Source organism: Streptomyces sp. NPDC023723, assembly GCF_040639815.1.
GTDB lineage: Bacteria > Actinomycetota > Actinomycetes > Streptomycetales > Streptomycetaceae > Streptomyces.
Window position 1 is genome coordinate 10,662 of sequence record NZ_JBFAAP010000071.1, and the last position, 23,397, is coordinate 34,058.

Consider the following 23,397-nt stretch of genomic DNA (forward strand, 5'->3'; position numbering starts at 1 on the left):
TGGAGCGGCGGTGACGAAGACCACCAGCGGGCGGCAGGGGCAGCCACTACAGCCCGCTCAGCCCGAACTCTCCGGGCACGCAGGGGCTTTGGGTGCGGTGCGGGTAGCGCCGCTGCACGGTGAGACGACGCTGTCGTACATGAGCCGAGTCGCCTCCCACTACCGGCTCACGGCCAAAGAACTCATCGGCGCACTCGTGGACGTGGGACGGCGTCCCAACCTCTTCACCGTGCGGCCCGACGGCGAAGTCGTCTTCAACACCGAGGCCCGGGCCATGGTCGCCGCCTTCTGCCGCATGCCCGAAGAACACTTGCGCCGTGCCCTACCCGCCTGGGACCGGGAGGTTCCCTCAAGCAGGCTGGGAAGCGGGCCGGCCGCCTGGGTCCGCACCGCAGCCACGATCCCGCCGACCGGCCCCGGCTGCCGGGCCTGCACCGCGAGGGCCACACAGGGCCGGGAAGAAGCACGCCGCTACCTCCTGCCGCACGCACGGGTCTGCGTCAAGCACCAGTGCTGGATGCTCGAAGCCCCCGTCGTCGACGAAGCGACGGCCGGCCCTGGGCATCTGGACGTGCGGCATGTGCCGCAGGTCGCAGCGGCCCAGCGCCGTCATGTACGGCTGCTGCGGCGCAGCCCGCACGCCGGCGAAGCGTTCGCTGTGGCGCAGGCGGTTACGGCGTCGTGGTGGGACGAGGCCTGGCCGGAAGAGACCCTCTGGCCCGACCGGCTGCGGCTAATGGCTCACGGCAACGGCCTCGCCTGGCGTGTAGCGGCGCGGGATGCGATGACCTATCCGGAAGCCGTCACGCTGGCCGCGGCCCTGGCCGATTCGGGGGTGCAGCAGCTGCTGCTCGACGAGGCGGGCCGGCATCAACCGCACTCGCTCGCCGACGTCCCCCGGTTCATCGGCGAACTGGCCCGGCGTCTTGAGCGGCCGTGGATCGCCGGCCGCCTCGCTGCGGTCACGACAGGGCCGCTGAACGCCTGGGTGCGCGCCTGCGTCCGCAGCCAAGCCGGGCACAGACCGAAGACGCGGAACATGTGGCGCATCTCCCCGCCTCACCGGCCCACCCCGGTTTCTCAGCTCCTGGCGGAAAGCAGTGACCGGGGCGAGACACCCGCACAGCCCGAGCCTGCGTCGCTCCCAGACAGCGCCGAGGACGCAGCCCGGGGGTTCGCACGTGGGCTGCGCCATGCGCGGGCCTACGCCGCCGAGCACGGCCACCTGTGCGCGCCCAACACGGTGCAGATGGAAGGCTTCGCCGTCGGCCTGTGGCTCGCCAACCAGCGCGCCGCAGGACCCGAACTCGCTCCCGAACGCGCCGCCGCCCTCGACGCCCTCGACCCGTGGTGGAACCCGCCCTGGAACCTGTGGTGGCAGCGCATCTACCACCGTGCTCAAGCGCACGTCCGAGCAGGACACCACCTGGCTCCCGAGCTCGGATTCCCCGGTACACCCGAGGGCCTCGGAGAGTGGCTGCATGACCAGTGCACCGACTACCACCAGCTCCACCCGCAGCAGCAGCGCCTCCTCACTGAAATCGGCATCACAGCCGAGCGAGCGCGTGTGGCAAAGCCCCGGCGCAAGAACATCAAGGCCGTCCGCCACACCGCGCTGGATCACGCCCGCACTTACGCCGCCCGGCACGGACACCTGTGCGCCCCCACTTCGGCCAGCCAAGACGGCTTCATGGTCGGCAAGTGGCTGCACAGTCAGCGGGTACGTGCCCGGCGCGGCTACCTCGACCCGGTACTGCACCAGACGCTGACCGAGATCGACCCCTGCTGGAACCCGCCCTGGCCCACCGACTGGCAGCGCGAGCACCACCATGCTCACGGCGCCGTGGCCGCGGGCACTCTGCTCGACCCCGAAGCCGGGTTCCGGAACTTCGACGACCGAACCGGGCAGTGGCTGTACGCCCAATGCGCCAACTACCACCTTCTCCAACCCGGCCAACAGCACCTCCTGGCCCGCCTCGGCTTCACCGAACCCGTAGCGGGCAGCGCCGTGCCCAACCCGGCCACCCGGCATCCCGCCATGGAGACAGGGCTGCACTACGCCCGGGCCTGGGCAGCCGATCACGGCACTCTCGACCTGCCCCGCACCGCTCGCCACGGCGACTTCCCCCTCGGCCGCTGGCTCGCCAGACAACGGCATCAAGCCAACCTCCACCGCGAACTCTTCGACACTCCCTGGCCGCACGAGGAGCACCTCGCCCGCATCGACCCGTACTGGAACCCGCCCTGGGGCATGAAATGGCAACGCCGCTACCAAGCCGCCCGCACACAACTCACCCTCGGCCAAAACCTCGCCCCCGAGGAGGGCTTCCCCGGCACACCCGACTGGACCGGGCAGTGGCTGTACGATCAGTGCGCCGTCTACGACGATCTCCACCCCCGCCAGCGGCAACTACTCGCCGATCTCGGTCTCACTGCCGAAGGCGCCCGCACCGCCCAGCCCCGCCGCATCTCCCAGGCCACGACCTTCGCCGTCGGCCTGGTCCACGCCACGTCATGGGCTGGCCAGCACGGCCACCTCACAGTCACCGCAGACACTCCCCACGACGGCTACCCGCTGGGCAGATGGCTCGCCCACCAGCGCAAACGCGCCGCCCGCGGACGGCTCCCGGACGACCGCGCACAGGCCCTGGCGGCACTGGACCCTTGGTGGAACCCACCCTGGCCAATGCGCTGGCAGAAAGCCCTGCACACCGCACGCACCCACACCACCGGCCGCTGCCTGGCGACCACGGCCGGCCTCGACGCACTCCCGTCGGTGACAGCGAAATGGCTGTTCACCCAGTGCTCCAGTTACGACAGCCTCCACCCCGAACAGCAACAGCTGCTCGCCGAGATCGGCCTCACCAGCGAACACGCCCACGCCTTGGCCCCACCACCGAAGCCTTCTCAACCGCCCCGCTCTGTCCGCCCCCGCCTGAAGAACCCACCCTCATCCCTCAACGCCGGCCTGCCCTACGCCCGGGCCTGGGCCGCCCAGCACGGCAACCTCACCTCAGCCGGTTACCGCACCGAACACGATGGCTTCCCCCTTGGATGGTGGCTGTACAAACAACGCCGAGCCGCCCACGACCACCTGAAACGAACCGGGAACCCCTGGCTCCACGATCCACAACTCACCGAGCTCGACCCGTGGTGGAACCCACCCTGGCGGGTCACCTGGAACCACAGCTGGCACCAAGCCCACACCCACCACAGTGCTGGCCACCCCTTCACCAACCAGACCATCAAATGGATCCGCACCCAGCAGCGAGCCTGGGACCAGCTCCACCCCCACCAACAACACCTCCTGAACACCATCGGCATCCACGGGCCCACCCCCTTATGCCGCTACAACAGCCACCCAACCGAACTGACCGACCAGCCAACCAAACTGATCAACACCCACAAGACCAACCCAGAGCAGGAAACCCGCAGCTCACAAGCCCGCCCAGTCGGGGCCCGCAAGCAACGCCAAACCACTCGCCAGCACACACCACACCGCCGGACCCAACCAGCCAACTGATCAGCCCAGCTCAACACCCCAGACACCGATCAGAACCAACGAACCGCGACACCTGCCCGGCGAAATGCTCGGCGATCCGGATGGCGGTGATCGTCTTCCCGGTGCCGGTGGCGGAGATGATCGTGGCCCGGGGCATGCGGGACAGGGCCCGCACCGCGGCATCGTACGCTTCGCGCTGGTGGACCCGTAGTTGTTTGACCCGTGCCTCGGCCACAGCCTGGGCTCCCTTCGCGGGGCTAAGCAGGCAGCACGGCCCGGCCGCACTCCCCAGGCGACGGTGCGGCGGGCGCTGGATCGACCTTGCGTCAGCGACGTCTGCTGTTCAAAGCTGATTCGGAAAGTCGTTACCGAGATCACAGCGCACTCCCGCCGGAGCGGGACACCTGCGCGGGCACGATGTGCGGTGGAGGTGAGTGGTGGAGCTCATACGGCCGCTGCCCTACCGGGTGCCTCTTGTGGACGGCGAGTCGACCGGTTCCTTCGTGACGCGGCTGGCCGCCCGCCACGGGCAGTCCGTCTCCCACCTTCTGGCCACGGTGGGCGAGGGCCGCTCCGCCGCCGATGTCGAGCCCTGGCAGAGCGAGTTGTATTTCAACGCCGCTGCGCGCCAGCGGCTGGCGAAGATGGTCGGGCGCCCGCTGGATCAGCTGCTGCGGGCGCTGGCGAGCCTGCGGGACGAGCATCTGCTGCCCGACGGGTCGGGGGCTGCGGCGTACAAGTGGCCGTGGCGGCCGCACAGCGGGTTCCTGGTGCGCGGGTGTGCGCTGTGCGCGGCCCGTCGCGGTGTGCTGGATCCGGTGTGGCTCATCCGCCCGGACCCGTGGCACATCTGCGTCCAGCACGGTCGTTTCCACGACATCTCCCGCGAGGGTCGGCTGCCCTTCATCGACCTGTCGCCCGGCCCGCACGTCCTGCGGGCCGAGCTGCGCAGACTCCGGCTGGTGAAGAGGCTGGGCCCGGTGGGCCGGCTGCTGGTCGCCGACGCCTTCGCGGTCCTGGCGCACCCTGCTGTGCACCTGCCACGACTGGGCAGCAGCCGGACCTCGCCGCTGCGTCTGCTGCCCACCGCGGTCACCGTCGCGTACCGCATGGCCAGACTCGAGCGGCTCCGTCTGGATGGCCGGCTGGTACACGACGACTACCGTCACTGGCACGAGGAGGCCCGCAGCGATCTGGGCTGGCAGCTCGGCCTGGCCCTGGACTCGTGGAGCGAGCGGCATCAGCCGCTGCAGCTTCCTCCGCTGCCGCTCACCCGTGCGGCGCGCCCGCCCTCCCGACACTACCGGCAGCCCCGCTTGCCCCATCAGCCCGCCGTGCCCGAGATGGCCCCCGTCGACAAACTCACCTGTGTCTCCTGGGAGATCCTGGCCCGCGGCCCCCGCCCCTACGGCTGACTGCATGCACGCGAAAAGACGCACAGACATCGTGCCCCTGCACCGCCGGTGCGGCCCGGCCGGCGAAACGTTAAGGGAGATGCTGCCGCAGCCCTCGGGCGGCAAGCCCTCCGTCCGCGCCGCCTACGCTGAGGAGCAGCCGCCAGAGGGCAGAAATTGCGCAGGCGAACTGCCAGAACGTCCTGCCTGTCGCCTAGCATCGGTCCAGCGCCGTTCCCGCCGTGGCCTGTGGGAAGCAGGTGCGGAAGGGTTGTCCTGGCCGATGGACATACAGGTGCAATACCGCAGCGCGGCAGGGCGCACGTGCCGCGACGAGCCAGCTGGGGTGCGGGGCGTGCCGCTGGAGGAGCGGCAGCCGTTGTCCGAGCCGCGCGCCTACCAAGGCCGCCGCTCCATCCTGACCAAATGGGCCTCGGCCGCCACCGGGCAGGCGGTGTGGTGCACGAGCACGGTGCAGATGGACGCGGCGATGCTCCTCGACTTCGATGCGGACATCGTGTGCTTCCAGTCCGGTGTGGTGCAGGTGCACTGGGAGCTGGAGGGCCGGCACGGCACCGTGGAGCCTGCCTTCGTCGCCCGCACCCGCGACGGCCGCAGGCTGGTCTTCTCGCGCCCGCCCCGCGACGAGTCGGGCGTGGAGGAGCGGGTGCTGCGGCAGGCCGGCGACGAGGCGGGCTGGGAGATACGTCCGTTGCAGGTGCCGCAGGGGGTGCTGCGGTCCTCACTGGAAAACGCCGCGCACTTCAGCAGCCCAGAGTTCGCCCCCGACGATCATGTCCGCGAGGTCCTGCTGGAGGTGTTCGCCGCCCCGCGCCCGTTGCAGGCGGGCGCCCTCGCCTCGGGCCTTGGGCTGAAGGCGCCCGGTTATGCCTGGCATCTGGTGTGGACGGGCGAGCTGACATGTGACTGGACCAAGCCGCTGCTACCGACCTCGCCGGTGTGGGCCAGCCAGGCGGCTGATGCCGAGGAGGCATAAAGGGATGGCAACAGCCGTGAGGCAGGCGGACACACAAGAGCAGGCCGGGCTGCGGCTCGGGGCGAGGCTGCGCTGGCAGGGCGGCACCTACCGGGTCCTGGTGCTGCAGGGTGCACAAGTGCAGCTGGGCTGCCTGGACGAACAGGGAACGGACGCCCGTGCCCTGGTCGAGGCCGTTGTCGGCGCCGACGACTTCGCTCTCCTGGACGAGTACCTGCAGGAACTCGAACGGGAACAGGTGACCGACACCAGCCGCCTGTCCCTGCTGTCGGAGGCCGATGCGAAGCTGGTGCGGGACTGGGAGCGGCATCTGCGGGAGATCGACGAGGGGGTGCCCCCGGATGCCGAGGAGGGCGCGGCGCCGCGCCCCGGCTACGACCCCGCTCGCTTCACCGTGCGCCAGCGTCTGGCCGCCAAGGCCGCGGAGATGAGGACGCTGGGCTTTCGGCATGCCTCGGCCGGCACGATCGAGCGGCGCCGGCGCGCGTATCAGGCGCGCGGCGTGTTCGGGCTGATCCGCGAGATCGTGCCGGGCTCGCCCTGGGGGCGCACTGACGAGCGGGTGGTCAAGCTGCTGCTGGCGGAGGTCACAGCGGGGCTCGGGGAATCCGACGGGGACGCCAGCCGGCTATACGAGCGGCTGCAGGCCGCCGTGTGGCGTGAGCACGAGGCCGAGTACGACGAGTTGATGATCTCTAGGGCCACCTTCTACCGGCTGCTGGGGCGGCTGGGCATCAACGTGGCCTCTCTGCACTGGCCCACCGACCGGCGTCTGGACGAGGCCAACGGTGCCGTGCCCCCGTACACGCCGACCCTGGCGCGGCGGCTGGGCGAGCAGGTGCAGATCGACTCCACCGGCCTGGACATCATCGCGATCGGCGATGACGGACGGCCCGTGCAGGTGGAGTTGACCGCAGCGATCGACGTGGCATCGAGGACCATCATCGGCGCGATGATCGTGCCGAAGGTGCCGGGCCGCGGGCCTCGGGGGCGGCGGCTGGGCGGACGCGCCACCCGCTCCTTCGACGCGGTGCTCATGCTGGCCCAGGCCCTGGCCCCGATGCCGGCCCGGCCCGGCTGGTCCCCGCAGGCGCTGGCGGAGCACTCCGAGATGCCGTACGCGGATCTGGTGGCGTGCGATCCGCGGATGGCCGGTGCGGCCGCCCGGCCGGTGATCCGCCCGCGGATGGTCGTCGTCGACCACGGCAAGATCTTCAACAGTGAGCACTTCGACGACGTGTGCCGGATGCTGCGCATCAAGGTCCGCCCGGCGCGGGAACGCACCGCCACCGACAAGGCCATCATCGAGAGCACCTTCAACGCGATCAAACGCCGGTTCTCGCAGTACGTCGCCGGCTACACCGGCTCCGATCTGAGGCGGCGCGGCAAACACATCACAGACGGGCCGCTGTGGAGCCTGAACGAACTGCAGGACCTGCTCCATGAGTGGATCGCCCTGGACTGGCAGCAAAAACCGCACGACGGGCTGCGCAGCCCGTTCCTGCCCGGCCTGACCATCAGCCCCAACCGCATGTACGCCACGCTGGTGGCCGCCGAGGGCCATGTGCCGCTGGTGCTGACGGCGCACGAGAACCGCAAGCTGCTGCCGTTCACCCATCTGAAGGTGACGGACAAGGGCGTCAGGATCGGCAACCGCACCTACAACAGCCAGGCCCTACAGGAGTACAAGAACCGGCTCACCCAGATTCCCGGACAGGGCAGGCGCTGGCAGATCCGCTACAGCCCCTACGCGCCGCGGTTCGTGTGGCTGTGGAACCACCACCAGGACGACTGGGTGGAGGCGGAGTTCATCCACCAGCGGCTCATCGGCGACGAGTGGACCGAGTGGACCTGGGAGCAGGCCACCCTCAACGTGCTCGAGGACGGCGGCCACAAGGAGGATCAGCGGCGCATCGCCCGCGAGGTGTCCCGTCTGCGCGAGCGGGCCCGGCGCGGCCCGGACCCCGACACTGTGCGGGTGCCGCAGCTGTTCACCGGCCCGGCCCTCGACCTGGACGTACCAGCGGCCGACCCGTACGAGGGCGTCCCCGACCCCGACCCCGCCACCGTGGTGCGGGCCCCGGCGCTGACCATGCCCGCCGAGCACATCCTGCACGCGCCCCGCCCCGCCCCTCCCCCGCCGCCCGATGATCCGGGCACGGAGACCGACACGGACGTCGAACCCGCCGTTGCCGGCCAGCCCGCGGCCACCAGCGGCAAGGGGGTGCAGGAACCCGCCCGGACGTATAGGACGGGCGCGCTGAGCCTGCGCGGCGGCGCGGCCGAGGTATTCGGCATCACCCAGCCGCCACCCCTGCCCCGACCGGCTCCGCCCCCCACCGCAGAGCCCGGTGCCGAAGAAGACGACGGAGAAGCATCATGAACCGAGAAAAGCTGATCAGCGTCTTCGGCCCCGGCGTAGCCGAGGCCGTGACCCAGCCCGTCGACCCTCCACTGCTGACCACCCGGGAGGGCTGGAACCTTACGGCCTCCCGCCGCCTGGCCCCGCTCGAACGCGCCGACTGGGCGCCCAAAGGCACCGAGGTCGGGCCCCGGGACCCGCGCCTGATGTACCACGCCGAGATGCTGCCCGTGGTCACCCCGGCCCTGTGGCGGGGCCTGCTGGATGCGCGGCGTCAGCTGCGCAAGAACCGCTTCCGCAGCATCGGCCGCGCCACGGACATGATCATCGACGGGGACCGCGGCACCGGCAAGACCACGCTGCTGGTGCAGATCGGCCGCGGCTTCCAGGGCCTGATCGAATCGGACCTGGGTGCTGACCCCAACCGCATTCCGGTCATCTACGTCACCGTCCCGCCAGAGCGGGAGAGCAATCTGCACTGGTCGCTGCCCCTGGCCGAGTTCCTGGGTCTCAACCACACCCTCAATCCCGACGACCGCAACCGCCGCACCGCCGACATGACCGAGCCCGTCGCCCACGTGATGCGCCAGGCGAAGACACGGCTGGTCCTCATCGACGGCATCAACCGCATCCAGGACAACGAGATCGCGGCCGCCTTCAGCTACTTCGAGGCCCTGCAGGACCGCACCAACGTCACGTTCATCTTCTGCGGCACCGGCGCCCGCGAAATCGTCCACGAGGCCCGCTACGACAAGCGCCGCAAGAACCTGCCCGACGTGGTCAAGGGCAAGACCTACTTCAGCGACCTTCCGATGCTGTGGGCGGGGATCATCCCCTACGGCGACGACTGGCACAGCGTCGTCCAAGGCTTCGAGGAAGACCTGTGCCTGTACGACCACAAGCCCGGCACCCTGCTGAAACTCTCCAAGTACCTGCACCAGCGCACCGGCGGCTACATCGCCTCCCTCAGCGACCTGATCTGCCAGGCCGCCCAGGAAGCCATCGAAACCGCCACCGAGGACAAACCGGAAGCCATCACCAAACAGCTCCTGGGGGATATCCGCATCGGCCGCGGCGACAGCCGATAGCCCGCCCCTATCCTCTGTAGGGGCGGCTCTCTCACCGGCGGCGCGGCGCCTCCCGCAGCAACGCTGCGGGGCCCCGCCGGATGGGCTCCGCACGAGGATGCCGGTCTGCCGGGCCTTAGAGGTCCAACAAAGGCGTTGGACGTGTCGGTGAGTGATCAGGCAGGTCGCGAGGCCGAGGAAGGCCTCGTGGATGTCGTCACGTCGCTCCCAACGGATCCGCAGGCGGCGAAAGCCGTGCAGCCAGGCGATCGTGCGCTCTACCACCCAGCGGAAAACACCCAGGCCGGAGCCGTGTTCCATGCCTCGTTCGGCGATGACCGGGCGGATGCCGCGATGCCACAGCAGGCGCCGGTACTTGTCGTGGTCGTAACCGCGATCGGCAAGAAGCGCCTCGGGTCTGCGTCTAGGCCGCCGGCGACCCCCGCCACGGCGGGGACCTTGTCCAGCAGGGGCAGCAACTGCGTGACGTCGTTGCGGTTTCCGCCGGTCAGCGACACCGCGAGCGGGATGCCCTGCCCGTCGGTGAGGACGTGGTGCTTGCTGCCCGGCCGTGCGCGGTCGACCGGGCTGGGCCCGCTTTTGGGCCGCGCCGGGCCCGCCCTGACGTGGGAGGAGTCGATCAATGCCCGCGACCAGTCCAGCTTCTTGGCGGCCCGCAGCTTCTTCAGCAGCACCAGGTGCAGCTCGTCCCACACGCCGGCCTCGTTCCAGGCGGCCAGGCGCCGCCAGCACGTCGTTCCGAAGCCAAAGCCCAGCTCTTGGGGCAGGTGCTCCCACTGGATGCCGGTGTGCAGCACGAACAGGATCCCGCACAGCGCCTGCCGGTCCGGGACCCGCGGTCTGCCCTCGACCAGTTTCGGACCTGGCTTGGGCAACAACGGCTCGATGAGCGACCAGAGTTCGTCCGACGATCCACGGCCGCGACTCCCTCTTCCCCACGCCAAGACCAACGAGCAACAAGGCCGAGGAGTCCGGGGGCCGCTGCTTTCCGCGCACTGCTCAGAGCTGTTGCCGTGACCGGACTCGCTACGGTGGCCTGGTGACGTTCGCGTACGACTCGGCGGGCAGCGCTGCCGGCTGCGCCGGTTGCCGTCTCTGTCGGGCTGTCCGTGACTCCTCCCCCACCTGAAGGTGCTCGCGGCACGCGCCGGTACGGCCTCGAGCCGAGTGAAGTACGCGGTCGCCGGGACAGCTTGGGGCTGCGCAGCCGTCACTCGTGCTCAGCCGGAATCTCCGAACAGTGTTGGGCATCCTCGCCTCGTTACCAGCCGAGCGAGGTGGGCCATGCCTGGTCCAACCTCGAGCTGCTTGTCGTCCACCGGCCGAAGACTGCGGGTACGTTCTCAGACCGGTCGGCAGGCATTCGCGGGTCGGTGTCAGTGGCCACGGCTAGGCTCAAGTACCACCGCTATGGGGGAGGTTGTATGACATACGGTCTGCTGACGCCTGATGTGCCGCTCGGTCCGTTCGAAGGCGTTGCCGTCACCGTGTGGTCGGCTCAGGGCAAGCAATCGAAGCTGCACACCAAATCCTCATGCTCCTATCTGCGTTCGGCGCGCGTCACCGAGCGGGATGTGCGACTGGACGCTACGACGGTCGGCCGACTCTGTCCCCAGTGCACGGCGTACGGCTCCTGGGCACGTCCCGGCACGGCTCTGGCCATTTTCATGGATGCGGTGACCGGTCTGGGGCTGCTGTATGAACTGGACCGCTGTCACGAGGCGGACGAGGACTCATACAGCGACGAAGAAGTAGGCCAGGCGGCATCCGTGCTCTTCCGGGCCGCTTCGGGCAGCGAGGAGAATGCCCCTGCCGACGGTGAGAAGGAAGTTGAAGACGAAGCGGAGGGCGAACGCTGGGAGGAGTTGCAGGAAGCCCGCCACGTGCGTGAGACCGTCTTCACTGAATGGCTCGACGCCCTGACCAGTCTGACCCGCGTGTACCAGGTCTTGGACCTGTTCCCCTGGCTGAGGCCCTGGGCCGAGGCAGGAGTTCAGCGCAAGGCCGACCATCTGGAGGCGCTGCGTGCCCAGGCCGCACGGCTGGTCGCCCCGGATTCGCTCGTGCTGGCAGCAGCGGTATCGGCCATGGAGGAGCCTGGCGTCCCCGCCGATGACCCGGCATTTGCCCCGCTGGGGACCCCTGCCGAGGCGGCAGCGAAGTTGACGTCCTTGTGGCGGCGGTGGCACAGCAAGGTGGAGGACAGCTGGGATTACCCGCGCGAGCAGGAGTACCTCGTCCACGACCTGGCGAGCGGAATGAGCAGCCGGCGCAAGGGATATCACCCAATGCTGGAGCGAGCCCGGGTGCTGCTGAGCACGTGGGAGGAGGCTGCGCGGTCGATCATGGCCGGCCAGGGAGGCGGGCGTGTGCTCGTCGCGCGCGTTCCCGACGCTGCTCTGGCGGAGCGCGGCAGCCGTGGGTCGTTCACGGACCGGCTGAGTGAGTGGGAGCAGGGAGTGCTCGCCTCGTTCACGGTCGCCGTGGACTGGGGGGCGCGGCTGGCCGTCACGGTGCGGGTCCCAGAGCCAGTGGCCGCGTGCCTGCTGTCGCGGCAGTCCGTTTTCGACTACGAAGTGCTGGACCAGGACGCGTCGACATGCGTGGCCGTGGCGGAGCCGTCGCTTGGGGCGGACGAGGGGCTGTTGCCCGGGGTGTTCGACGACACGCCGGTCCATGGCCGCCGCCTGCTGACCGCGGAGCATCTGCGCGCACTGCGCAGCACGACGCCCGACGCGGAACAGTTGTATGCGGTGGTCGGTGTCGGCACCGGCGTAGAGGTGGTGGCGCTGAGTGTTCTGGAGCAGCGGTGCGCCGCCGGATGGCAGGGCGTCATCCTCGCCGGCGCAAGCGACCTGCCCGAAGCTCTGCTCGCGACCCGCCTACAGGCCATGTCCGCAGGCGAGCCTGATGGCGCAAGCGTGTGGACTGCCCGTGTGTACGACCCGCACGATGAGGCATTCGGCCGCAGCCTGAGCGCGGCAGAGGGCGAACGGGTGCTCGTGCGATTGTGCGAAGGGCGCCCGGACGTCGGCCAGGCGCTGAGGTCCCTGGCCCTGGCCCGCTCGGTGCCAGACCTGCGCGATCTTGAGGCTGGCGGATACGACGACCGGGGACATCTGCGCAGTCCTTTCACGCCGGACGTCTGGAACGGTCTGCTGGCAATGGAGCAGTTGGACCTGGAGCCCTTTGAATCCGACTCGGACAACGACTGGCCCGGCTCGGGCCTTCCCCTGGGTGTCCTGGCTTCGGTACAGGCCTACACCACGGACGCGGCCGGCCGCTACCAGGGCCGGGCCCACTCCCCCGGCTGCGCGCACCGGCGCCCCTATGGCGGGGTCGACCACCACGACGAGATGGTGATCATCGAGGAACTGCTGGACAACAAGGAGTTCGACCCGTGCAGCAAGTGCGGCGGGTACGCGGTGCGCCGCCTCACCGACCCCCAGGTCGCCTACTACCGGGCCGCGCATCAGCTGCACTACCTCGCGCAGCGTGTCCGTGCCAGGGTGCGGCACCGGTCAACGAACCGCGAACACCTCGCCACCACGCTGGAGGGGCTCAGCGATCTCGATACGCGAAGTGTCCAGGCGTGGTTCTCGTCCCGTGCCCAGGCTCGCCAGTGGCGGCGGATCGTGGCCGGTCTGTCCCGCGAGCTGCGTGACTCCTCAGCCGGGTGACGGGCCTCGCGTCTCGTCACCACTGATCATTGCCGTCTTCAGGTGATCTCCATGAGGTACGGCCGCAGAGGGCTGGTCATCGCCCGCGCTGCGGTCGTGCCCTGTGCCGTGAAAGGGGTGAACCGCACGATGCGGGGATGCGCCGTGTGTGGCGTGGACATCAGCCACCGGCACGGACTGGCGAAGTACTGCTCGGACACCTGCGTCCGAGAGGCCCGCCGACCGACCATGCTGGTATGCCAGGAATGCGATGCCCAGTTCACTCGTCCAGACCGTGTTGGGGCTCCGCCCCGCTTCTGCTGCGAGGAACACCGCGTCGCCGCCAAGACCCGCACAGCCGCTGTCTACCATTCAGCGCAGCGCGAGAAGCTGCGCGTGGTCCGCGGCGACAAACGGTGCCTGGAGTGCGGCGCTGATATCGCTCACCGCAATGCCAACGCCCGCTACTGCAGTAGGAAATGCAGCTATGCATCTCTCGGTCATGTCCCTCGTCAGCCGGACGTCATACCGCATGAGGAGAGGCTGCGCAGGCGTCGAGCGCGTCGAGCCGCCCTCAGGCCTGCCTCGATAACGCTGTGGTGCGACGCCTGCGGGGGCGCCTTCGACGTTGCTGGCAACAAGCCTGGACGCAAGCCGACGAGCTGTCCGAACTGCCGAAAGCCCTCGCGCCGGCCAGGGGCGGTGTTCTGCAAGGGCTGCGAACGCCCTGTCCCGTCGCACAGAGGTGTCCTGGCGCTCTACTGCTCGATCGAGTGCCAGGTCGACAGCAATAACCAGGCGCAGGCGGAACATCGTAAACTTCGACGCGCCGAGGCCAAACAGGGACGGGAGTGCGCCGTCTGCGGCGCGGCACTCGAAGCCGGTGCCCACGCTCTGCGCAAGTACTGCGGTCACGGTTGCTGGTATCGCGCCAACTACACGCCGGTCCTGAGGGACCAGGCTTGCGGATGGTGCGGCGGTCATCTGTCACATCGTCGAGCCACCGCCAAGTACTGCGGGCAGGAGTGTTATCTGAAAGCCCAGTACAAACGAAGAGTCGGAACGGCCCTGCGGTCACGTCCATGCGTGCAGTGCGGCACGCGGATGCCGCTCAGTACGGCGCACCGGATGTTCTGCTCAGGCCGGTGTTCCCGGCGTGCCTACTTCGAAGCCGATCCGGAAAGGGTGCGCGCTGCGAAGCGACGAGGGAATCATCAGCGGCGGGCGATGCTGGCCGCCGTCCGCCGGCACCTCGTGACTGAACGTGATCTGGCCCGGCTGTGGGGCCGGTACGCGGACGCGTGCGCCTACTGCGGCGAGTCCTCGGCGTCCCTGCACCAGGAGCACGTACTGCCCATTTCCCGGGGCGGGGCGGACGGGATCGGCAACCTGGTGCCCGCCTGTCCGGACTGCAACTTGGCCAAGGGGGACCGGACCGTCATGGAATGGCGGCTCGGAAAGAAGGCACCGCGCTACCGCAAGCCGTCTGCCGCGCGCACTGGCCTGTGATCTCAGGGGTTCCAACCCGTGTGCGACGGATACGCGGTGCCGCCGCCTTACCGACCCCCCAGGCCGCCGCTTGCCGTGCTACCCACCGGATGCATGACCTCGTCCAGCGCAGCCGTAGGACTTTTCGACGGCAGACCGCCGATGCGCAAGAGACCTGCGCGAGCAGCGAAGGCAGATCTCGGTAGATCGCCTGGTCACCCTGCCTCTATCCAATCCGCATGCGTACGGGTGCTGTGCCAAACAGCCCAACACACCGCGCTGGCGTCGGATGCGGGGAGCCTCTGCGCCGTGTCCGTGCATCCGGCGCGGCCGCTTCCGCCTCGGGGGCCCGGGGGCGGTTAGGCTGAATGCGGCGGGCGCCGGGGGCGGGCGCAGCAAGCACACCACGCTGGAGGTAACCATGGGGTTGCGCCCGACGCACCTCGGTTACGCCTACCAGGATCTGCTCACCGCGCTGCGTCTGGTGGACCTGGCGGTGGGACATGCGAGGTCGGTGACCGTAGACACGAAGATGTTCGCCGGGGACCGGTTCGATGACATCACGTGCGAGTGGGGCACCGGCAGCCGCGAGCGACTGCAGATCAAGCACACGGATCACGACCGCGCGTTGTCGGCGGAGAGTTTCATCAAGGACAGCCGGGGCCTGCGCCTGGATCTCCTTTTCTCCTCCATCGACCGTGACCTCACCTCACAACCCGCTACCTCGCACCGTCTCGTGGTCCGCGACACAGAGCCGGACGAACCTGATCTGATGCGCGTGCTGCGGCCAGTCGGTACGGGCTTCGACCCGGGGCCGGCGCTGTATGGCCTGAGCAGCAGGCGGTTTCGGTTCGACGCTGCTGCGCTGCGGGCCCACGATCCGTGGAAGTCCATGCTCGCCGCTGTCAGAGATGACGTGCTCGAGCGTGCCTGCGCCTGCCTGATCGTCGACACGGGCGTTGCGGCGTGCTCGCTCAACATCCGCGAGCCCGGGCCGGCCGAGGCGGCCCTGCTGCACCGCATCACCGAGGAACTCGGTGCCGGACGGCCGCCGAACCGGACCCGTACGGCCGAGGAGGTGGCGCTGGCTCTCATCGAGACGGCCAAGGCGGCCCGCAGCCGGACGGGCACGGTAACGGCCGAGGACCTGCTTCCCCGCCTTGGCTTGGGGACCGACTTCGGGGCTGTGCGTGAGGGCCACCCCGTCGACCGTGCCACCGAGGTGGCCCGCCCCGCCGTACTCACCAGAGTGATCGCTGCCGTGGAGGACACCGCGCAGCAGGGCGGTGTCGTGGTGGTCACCGGCGCTCCCGGCATCGGCAAGTCGTGGTTGTGCGAGCAGCTCGGCGACGCACTGGCCCCAACCTGGCTGGCGGTACGGCATCACTGCTGGCTCGGCGTTGCGGATGCCGACCGTAGTGAGCGGGTGCTGACCGAGGTGGTGATCGGCAGCCTGTTGCGGCAGCTGGAGAGCGCCGCACCGGAGGCGGTGGCGCAGGTCAGGCCCCGCTACGCGGCCACCAAGGAGACGCTCGTGGCAGCGGTCACGGCTGTGCGCGGCCTGGCCCCGGATCGGCCCGTCGCGTTGGTCGTGGACGGGATCGATCACGTCAGCCGGGTTCTTGGGCACAGCAGTGGCGGCGCGTTCAGTGGGCCGGTGGATCCGGCGGCCTGCTTGGTCGAGGAACTCACCGCGCTCAGCCTGCCGCCCGGCGCCGTTCTGGTCCTGGCCAGTCAGCCCGGCCCTCATCTGGAGGCGGTCGACGCCCGGGCCGCCCGTTTGACCGTTCCTCCTCTCGACCGCGCCGAGCTGGGTGCGTTGGCGGAGCGTCTGGGTGTGCTGTCGGCGCTGGCGCCGTCGGCTGCTCTGGGGGCTGCCACGGATGCTGAGGCCGCTGTCACCTTGATCGAAGAGCGCTCACGAGGCAACGCTCTTTACGCCACGTATCTGTGCCGTCAGGCCGTGGGCCCGGCTCCTGGTCTTGGCGCATCGCTTGCGCCGGGCGCTGTGGGTGATCCCCTTGAGCGGCTGCGCGCGGTTCCGTCATCGGCGCACGACCTGGACGACTACTACGCCTATCTGCTGCAGGCTTTGACGGTCGAGCAGCGTTACGCGGTCAGCACGCTGGCAGTCTGCGACTTCGCTGTCAGCGCGGACGAGCTCGGGGAGATTTTCCCGATGCCGGCGATGATGATCGGTGCCGCCCTGACCCGGGTGGCACCGATCATCGCGCAGCAGCCGGGGATCGGCGGGCTGAAGATCCACCACGAGAGCTTCAGCCGTTTCGTGCGCCGGGCCGAGGGTGACTCCCGGTGGGTGGACCAGGTCCGGACCCAGGCCGCCCAGTGGCTTTCCCAGCGCGGGTTTTTCACGGACGCGCGTGCCTTCCGGCACCTGCCCGAACTCTTGTCCGCTCTGGGCCGGGACGAGGACCTGGCCCTGCTGATCGGGCCCGACTTCCTCTCCCGTGCAATTGCCGGACTGCAGCCGCCGCAGGCCATCGTCCACACCCTGGCCGTCGTCGCCCGGCGGGCGGCGGCGTGCCGTGATTGGCCGACGCTGGTGCGCTGCATCGAACTGAGCCGGGCGCGGTCGACCTATGAGGAAGAAGGCCTGCCAGGTTCCCTGGTGCCGTATGCGGATGTGCTGGTGGCGCTGTCGGGAGCCGACCATGTGGCGGCGGGCCTGCTGTATGAGGGTGTGCCAACGCTGTCTGCGCGGTGGGGCCTGCAGTTGTGTGCAGCGGTCGACCGGGCCGGGTTCGCCGCCCCGTGGGAGGCGTATCTGGCGGCCTGGGACAAGGATCGCGGTGGTAAGTCTGGCCACGACGGTTCCGCGGGCGATGAGGCGGGGTTCCTGGCGGAGTTGCGTGGGCGGATCAGGCTGCCTGGCCATGGTGCCGACAAGCGCGAGTCGTCGGAAGGCCACCCGTTCACGCTTGCTCAGCGGGTGGCCCGGTTCCTTGATCAGGAGGCGTTGGGCTCCCCCGAACCGGCGCTCGGTGTGCTGCTGGACTGCCTCGGCGCCGAGCCGCTGCTGGAGAGCGCGGCGCTCATCGAGCGTCCCGAACGGCGTGCGGCTCTTTTGCTGCATCTCGCCGACGCCCGAGACAGTGCGGGCAGCATGCTGCCGTCGGCGCGCACGCTGGCCGCCGCGGCCTGGGCCACAGCTGCGTGCGGCCCGCGGCGTCTGCTGGACCACGGCGTGCCGGCGGAGGATCTGGCAGAGGAGGTCTTCCGCGGGGACGTCACCACGGTGCTTCAGGAAGCCACCCACGCGGTGCTGAGCGGCCGTTACGGCGACCTGTCGGGGCCGGTCAGCAGGCGGCTGGAGCTGCTGGCGGTGGCCCAGGCAGCTGATCCACAGGCGCCTGCCCGGCTGCTGCCCCTCCTGGACGGCGAGGGTTTCTACCGTGCCTGGCTGCGGTTCGCCGTCACCACGCTCGGTCTGGGCCGCGACGTCGATGCGGGCCGCATCCCCTCCGAGCGCGCGTCCACTGCCGCACGTGTGGCGCTTGAGCAACTGGCCCGGCACGCGGCCGCGTTCACGGGCCGGCCCAATGCCAGCGAGCTCGGGGACATCCACCGGCTCGTGCGGCAGGTTCTGCACGAGGCGGTCGCCCTGCTGCGCGGCAACGACGTCGCCCTGGGCATCACGTCTCTGCAGACCGTCAGCCGAGGCACCACCACGTCCCTGATGGGCATGGCCGGGTCTGGTCCACTGATCACCACGGAGCTGCTGTCCCTGCTGGCCCACAGCGTGGGCCAGGCCGGGGCCGGCGTCATTAACGAGCTGATGCGCACGCTGCGCACGGCGCAGGCCGGCAGCCGTTCGATGTATGCGGAGGATGCCGACTTCGAACTCGAGATGGCCCGCGTGAGTCTCGCCTGCGGCGACCCGGGCGAGGCGCAGCGCTGCTGGGAACGTGCCGCCCGTTACATGGGCGCTTACGGCGGCCACAAGGACATCACCATTGAGGAACTGCTGGATCCGCTCCCCCAGCTGGTGCAGGCCGACCCGGTCCAGGCACGGGTGCGGCTGGCGCGTACGCAGCCGCTCGTGTATCTCGTGGCGGAGTGCACCGACGGACGGGGCACGGCGGGAACACCACAGGAGTGGTGGCGTCTTCTCGCAGACCTGGATCCGCGAGCCGCCGCGCAGCTGGCCGCCCAGGTGCTGCTGACCGAGCCGGGACTGCCCGATGCCCGGGTGGACGCGGCCCACCAACAGCTGCTGGCCATGCAGGCCAACTCAGCCGACCCCGTCGTCCTGGCAGCGCTCCGTATCGCCGCTGGCCCCCGCGGCCGCAGGCTCGACGCCGACATCGCCCTGCTCGGCAGACTCGCCGATCTGCCCGGCGACGACGCGGCACACGCGGTAGGTCTCCTGCCGGTGCTCGCCAACGCGATCACCTCCACCTATGACGCCCAGACACTGATCCACGCATCGCACCTGGCCGGGGACACGCCGACCCCTGCCCTGCGTGCGGCGGCACAGCGTCTGGGCGGTGAGGGCGGCCCGCCCTGGACGCCCAGGCCCGTGCCCAGCAAATCCTCCCGCAACTGGTCCGGCCCCAAAGGGCGTTACCCCACCAGCGCCTTTCTGCACGCCCAGCAGCGCCCCGTGCTGCCGCAAGGCGCGGCCGGTGTCCTCGCCGCGGTCCGTGACTGCAGCAGCAAGGCGTACGACGACCCGCAGGGGCCCCGGTGGTCGGCCGATGCGCTGGCCAACGCGGTCGGATGGCGGCTTGTGGAGATCACCGAACGCCAAGGGCGCGACGCGGCCGCCCAGTTGTTGCACCGGATCGCCCAGGAGATGAACGCCTCTGGCCCCGTTGATGTCCTCGCCGATGTGGCTGCCGGGCTTTATCTGCGCCGTGGCATCGCCCCCGACGTCTTCGGCCCGCTCGCCGCGACGGCCGGCATGCTCGCCTACACCAAGATCCGAGGCGGCGGCGGATGGCGCTCTTTCGCCGGCAACGACCGCCTGGAGCTATGGCAGCAGGCGCACACCGCGGATGCCGCTGTCGCAAGGCAAGACCTCGCAAACCATGTGGCCCACGCGGTCGCCAACCCGTCCTACGGACGCACCGTCGGCGTCAGCCAGGCCCTGGTCTCGGCGTTCGCCATTCAGCCCCTGGACGTCTCCCGGCCCCCGGCTGCCGACGCGCTCGCCTGCTGGGACGCCGCGTATGACGTCATCGCCCACCGTCTGCCCGGCGATGCCCGCCTCAGCGACGGCGCCTACCAGCCAGTGCCGGAGCCGACCACACAGCACGACATCGACACCGCATTGTGCCGCCTTGCCGTGGCCACCATCGCCCTACCCGAACGCGGCGACAAGCGCCGCGCCCTGCTCGCGGCGACGGTCCTGCTGGCCGCCCGCCCCCGCCAGGCACAGACCGCGCTGGCGCACGTCTTGTCCTTCGACCTCGGCGCCGGGCCTTTGACCTGGCTCCTGACCGTCCTGCACGGCCATCTGCCGGACGGGCCCCTGGATGCCGCTCTGCATGAGCAGCTCGTGGCCCTGTGCACCAGCGACATGCTGTCCGTGCGGGTGGAAGCCTCCGCCGTCCTCACCCTCGCCGGACATCAGCCGCCCTCCCCGCCGGCAACCGCGGCCCATCCGACACTTGCCCACGCCATCGCCGCCGATCTCAGCAGCGAGGACAGCGCATGAAGGACCCCCGGCGCTATGCGACCCACCTCGTCGACCACTACCTGGGCGCCCGCATCGACGCCGCCGGCCACGCTCCCGGGCTGCGTGAGGCCGTCATCGACCTTGTGGCGTCAGCCGTCCCCGGCCATCTTGAGCCGCTAATGCGCACCCAGCTGGACCTGCTGACCCATCCCAGCAGTAACCGGCTCCCCGACGCCTATCTCGCTGATCGGGCCACCGTCGAAGACGCCCTGCAGAAGGCCGCGGCAGGCCTGCGTACCGCGCTCGCCCAAGCCGGACACCTGGTCAACGCCCAGGCCTTCGAACGCGGCGCGGCCGCACGCCTGCGCGATGACTTCCGCCCGGCCCTGCGCGGCGAACTCGCCCGCGTCCCCCGGCCCCTGACACGCCCCGGAGCGCTGGGCTGGTCACTCGATCCCGCGCCCTGGTTCAGCGACAGCCACCAGGAGCAACAGCCCTGGCCGCCGCTCGGTCTCGCTTCGGTCGCGGGCCTGCGATCCCTACCGGAAGCCGCCCGGGCCTTTGCCCGGGTGGACGACGGGCCACACGCGGGCTGGGTACAGATCGGACTGATCGAGCGGCAACGCACCCCCGCACGCCGCTACCCAGACCAGCCTGCCCGCCAAGTACTGATCATCTTCGGTGTCGAAGCTGCCGACGACGATCCACCACCCGGTACGCTGCCCGTCTCCCAGGCTCCCTGGCAGCTGTGGACCCGCCCGTTGCAGCGCCTGGCACCTGCCCTCACCCGGGCGGGAGCGGCAGCCGAGCACATCAGCACCACGGACCAGGCCCTCGTGGCCCTCACCGACGCCAGCGCCACGCCCATGGTCGACGCGCCCCCGCGCCGCAGCGGCCCTGGCCTGCCCCCGTACGTCCTTGCACCCGCCGCCAGCGTCGTGGCGGCACTCGGACTCCAACCCACAGGCGGCATCTGCGGGTTCAGCCTCAGCGACGCAGCAGGGGAAGCACTCATCTGCCGACAGTGGCGAGGCCACCTCGTCCACGACGGAAGCTTTGAACCGCTCCTGCCTGTGGTAGCGGGAGCGGACCTGCTCATCCGCCCAGACCTGTTCACCCGCCTGCACGCCACCATCGGCCCCTCCCGCTGCCAGGCAGGTATCAACGTCAGCCACATGACAGCAGCCCAGGACGACGACATCCCCGACGACGAGGACTGAGAACACCCCCACGACGCTCGCGTCCCCGCCCCACGGCTCCCCTCTAAAGCGTCCGCCGCGGACTCATCCCAGCACGACGACGCCTACGACACGCCGGAGTGGGTGGAGGAGGCGCCTGCCGTGCTTAAGAGGTGAGCCATGGGCGCAGGACTACAGTCCGGTCGCACATACGGGCCCGGGCAGAGGGGTGGATCGCTACGCTGGTCGCAGGTGCGGCGCCCCCCCGTGGCGCCGCACCGACCCGCCTTCAGGGGCTCGCCCGTATCGCTGCGGCAGGCGGACATGAGGCGTCTAGCCGCTGCTGGCCTGGTTTTCCTCGCCCTCCCGGCGGACAGGCCCGGCCAGTGCTTCGGCCCCCTGCACGAGCCGGTCCGTGGGAGCGAAGTCCCCCAGCTCGACCGCGAGCGCGGCGCGCACGAACGCGGCGAGCGTGATGCTTCCGTTGCGCACCTCGAAGACGCGGAACACCCCGTCCGCGTACGCGGCGCGGTGTCGGCACCCGGCCTGCACACAGTAGCCCTCGGCGGCCAGAGCGAGCCGCTTGTAGGCGGCGTTCTTCGCGTCGGTGACCTGGGCAGGACAGCCCAGGTGGTCCAACGTGATCCGGATGTGGGCGCGCATCTCGGCCGGGCGGATGATGAGTCGTCCGCCGCCGGGCGTGAGGTAGCGGCCCGGTGTCACCGGGGAGTAGGGATGGATCAGCGGCAGATCCTTGTCCACCACGTGCTGGGCGGGCAGTCCGTCGTAGTCGAGGTAGGGGCCTGCGATGCCGTTGTGCTCGATTGCCATGCGGTCCTCGTTTCGGTCGCGGGGCGGGCGCCGGGCCGCCCCGTCATGCGCTGGTGGCGGGCACGTTCCGCAGCAGTGCGGCGGTCATCGCGAGCAGCGTCTCCGCCTCGGCCCGGTCGTACTTGAAGGTCTTGGTGACCGCATCGTTGTGCAGGGCTCCGCAGGTCTGGCTGTACAGGGCGTCCTGGATCCGCCACCACCGCTCGGTCTGGTTGCACTGGCTGCTTTGCTTCCTCGGCCCGGGGTTGTCCCAGGTGACGTTCTCCCGGACCCACTACAGCGCCCGCCTGACCTCCAGGATCGACGCCCGGATCTCGCCCACGGTCAGTAGCCGCTGCGCCTCCCGCAGCGTCCGTCCGACCTCGTCCCGCTCCGGATCGCCAAGCGGGTACGGCACGGCCATCTCGAACGCGGCGGACGGCCCCAGCTGCGCGAGCTGCTGTTCCCACCGGCTCTTGGCAATGGTGATGTGCGCCGTGTCCTGGGCGCTCCCCGGATACCCGGGCGCCTGCGGCAGGGTCGCGTTGAGGTCGATCTCGAACCGGACGTCGCCGGTGCGGCCCTTCTCGATCGCGTGGACCTGCAACGACGTCAGCGGGAACGACAGGTTCACGCGATGGACGGTCACCTTCGGGGTGTACGCCAGGTTCGCCGTGGTCCGGGCCAGCCGGGAGCGCTGCCCCGTCGCCTCGAACCGAACAGGTCCGCCTCCAGGGCGAGGATCTTCCCGGCCTCAGTGAAGGGCGACACCCCGACGGCGAGCTGGGCGGACAGCTCGTGGGCTCCCGGCGCGCGGTGCAGCCACGTCTGGTCGCTGCTGACCGCCACGGTGAACCAGACGTCGTCGAAGCGGAGTTCCTGCATAGCTCCCCCAAGGGCGTGTCGATCACCCGATTCTGCCGGGCGAGGCGCCGCATCACCGCCGTTTTCCCCCCGGCCACGGGCCCCAGCCCTCATGCCCAAGGAACCCAGCGGCCGTCGACCAGGGCTCGGCGCAGTCAACTACCAAAACAAGGAAGAACGTCGCGCCTCCCGCCCAGGGAGCCGCCCGATATGATCACAGCACATCCGACCCACTGCCCTGCATATAGCCCTCTCAATGAGGTTGCAGGCTTGTCTCAATCCTTGCAGCCACGCAGGTCAGAGCACTACTTGGCCGGTTAGACCCCATCTTGATCGTATTCTCACTCCTTGCAGCACCGCAGGTCAGAGATCTACTAGAAGACCATAAGACTGCAATACAACTGAGACGACATA

Annotated in this window: 13 protein-coding genes and 1 pseudogene; 9 read left to right on the forward strand and 5 right to left on the reverse strand. The window is 69.8% G+C overall.

From position 1 onward, the window contains the following. The first annotated feature begins 10 nt into the window (after positions 1-10). On the forward strand, positions 11-3,523 hold the full coding sequence (locus tag AB0G32_RS36705; RefSeq protein ID WP_361173958.1) for a Helicase associated domain protein: 3,513 nt from the start codon (positions 11-13) through the stop codon (positions 3,521-3,523). A gap of 10 nt (positions 3,524-3,533) precedes the next feature. Here the strand turns inward: AB0G32_RS36705 and AB0G32_RS36710 are convergent, their stop codons facing one another. After that, entirely contained in the window at positions 3,534-3,737 is a 204-nt protein-coding gene (locus AB0G32_RS36710; RefSeq protein WP_361173961.1) for a DEAD/DEAH box helicase family protein, read from the reverse strand. Positions 3,738-3,939: 202 nt separating this feature from the next. Between AB0G32_RS36710 and AB0G32_RS36715 the strand changes: the two genes are divergently transcribed. From AB0G32_RS36715 to AB0G32_RS36730, 4 genes are all read left to right on the forward strand, one after another. Next, positions 3,940-4,917 (forward strand): TniQ family protein, encoded by a 978-nt coding sequence (locus tag AB0G32_RS36715; RefSeq protein WP_361173964.1) that lies wholly within the window; start codon positions 3,940-3,942, stop codon positions 4,915-4,917. 358 nt (positions 4,918-5,275) lie between these two features. Further along, the gene (locus AB0G32_RS36720; RefSeq protein ID WP_361173967.1) at positions 5,276-5,893 is read left to right on the forward strand and encodes a hypothetical protein; all 618 of its coding nucleotides are present in this window, start codon (positions 5,276-5,278) and stop codon (positions 5,891-5,893) included. Between the two features lie 4 nt (positions 5,894-5,897). Beyond that, positions 5,898-8,276, forward strand: coding sequence for a transposase (locus AB0G32_RS36725; RefSeq protein WP_361173970.1), 2,379 nt, complete (start codon positions 5,898-5,900; stop codon positions 8,274-8,276). After that, positions 8,273-9,343: an ATP-binding protein gene (locus AB0G32_RS36730; RefSeq protein WP_361173973.1), complete on the forward strand. Its 1,071-nt coding sequence runs from the start codon at positions 8,273-8,275 to the stop codon at positions 9,341-9,343. The genes AB0G32_RS36725 and AB0G32_RS36730 overlap by 4 nt, the downstream gene beginning before the upstream one ends. Positions 9,344-9,508: 165 nt before the next feature. Here AB0G32_RS36730 and AB0G32_RS36735 read toward each other — a convergent pair. Beyond that, a pseudogene (locus AB0G32_RS36735) lies at positions 9,509-10,287 on the reverse strand (IS5 family transposase); the annotation flags it as partial. Between the two features lie 480 nt (positions 10,288-10,767). Here AB0G32_RS36735 and AB0G32_RS36740 point away from each other — a divergent pair. The 4 genes from AB0G32_RS36740 to AB0G32_RS36755 all read left to right on the forward strand — a co-directional run bounded on the left by AB0G32_RS36740 (position 10,768) and on the right by AB0G32_RS36755 (position 21,351). Continuing rightward, positions 10,768-13,023, forward strand: coding sequence for a hypothetical protein (locus AB0G32_RS36740; protein ID WP_361173976.1), 2,256 nt, complete (start codon positions 10,768-10,770; stop codon positions 13,021-13,023). 1,233 nt (positions 13,024-14,256) lie between these two features. Beyond that, positions 14,257-14,511 carry an HNH endonuclease gene (locus AB0G32_RS36745; RefSeq protein ID WP_359766014.1) on the forward strand — a complete coding sequence of 85 codons (255 nt, stop codon included), beginning with the start codon at positions 14,257-14,259 and terminating at the stop codon, positions 14,509-14,511. Positions 14,512-14,911: 400 nt separating this feature from the next. Beyond that, positions 14,912-20,170, forward strand: a complete 5,259-nt coding sequence (locus AB0G32_RS36750; protein WP_361173980.1) for an ATP-binding protein — start codon at positions 14,912-14,914, stop codon at positions 20,168-20,170. Continuing rightward, positions 20,167-21,351 (forward strand): hypothetical protein, encoded by a 1,185-nt coding sequence (locus AB0G32_RS36755; protein WP_361173983.1) that lies wholly within the window; start codon positions 20,167-20,169, stop codon positions 21,349-21,351. The genes AB0G32_RS36750 and AB0G32_RS36755 overlap by 4 nt, the downstream gene beginning before the upstream one ends. Before the next feature lie 291 nt (positions 21,352-21,642). On the opposite strand, the gene AB0G32_RS36760 is transcribed toward AB0G32_RS36755, so the two are convergent. From AB0G32_RS36760 to AB0G32_RS36770, 3 genes are all read right to left on the reverse strand, one after another. Then, positions 21,643-22,140, reverse strand: a complete 498-nt coding sequence (locus AB0G32_RS36760; RefSeq protein WP_361173986.1) for a DUF6420 family protein — start codon at positions 22,138-22,140, stop codon at positions 21,643-21,645. A gap of 274 nt (positions 22,141-22,414) precedes the next feature. Continuing rightward, entirely contained in the window at positions 22,415-22,768 is a 354-nt protein-coding gene (locus tag AB0G32_RS36765; protein WP_361173989.1) for a hypothetical protein, read from the reverse strand. Next, positions 22,765-23,004, reverse strand: a complete 240-nt coding sequence (locus AB0G32_RS36770) for a hypothetical protein (protein ID WP_361173992.1) — start codon at positions 23,002-23,004, stop codon at positions 22,765-22,767. The genes AB0G32_RS36765 and AB0G32_RS36770 overlap by 4 nt, the downstream gene beginning before the upstream one ends. Positions 23,005-23,397 lie beyond the last annotated feature (393 nt).

Coding starts and splice junctions, on each gene's coding strand:
- AB0G32_RS36725 (WP_361173970.1), top strand. CDS start 5,898: ATGGCAACAGCCGTGAGGCAGGCGGACACACAAGAGCAGGCCGGGCTG.
- AB0G32_RS36730 (WP_361173973.1), top strand. CDS start 8,273: ATGAACCGAGAAAAGCTGATCAGCGTCTTCGGCCCCGGCGTAGCCGAG.
- AB0G32_RS36740 (WP_361173976.1), top strand. CDS start 10,768: ATGACATACGGTCTGCTGACGCCTGATGTGCCGCTCGGTCCGTTCGAA.
- AB0G32_RS36750 (WP_361173980.1), top strand. CDS start 14,912: ATGGGGTTGCGCCCGACGCACCTCGGTTACGCCTACCAGGATCTGCTC.
- AB0G32_RS36755 (WP_361173983.1), top strand. CDS start 20,167: ATGAAGGACCCCCGGCGCTATGCGACCCACCTCGTCGACCACTACCTG.
- AB0G32_RS36760 (WP_361173986.1), bottom strand. CDS start 22,140: ATGGCAATCGAGCACAACGGCATCGCAGGCCCCTACCTCGACTACGAC.
- AB0G32_RS36770 (WP_361173992.1), bottom strand. CDS start 23,004: ATGCAGGAACTCCGCTTCGACGACGTCTGGTTCACCGTGGCGGTCAGC.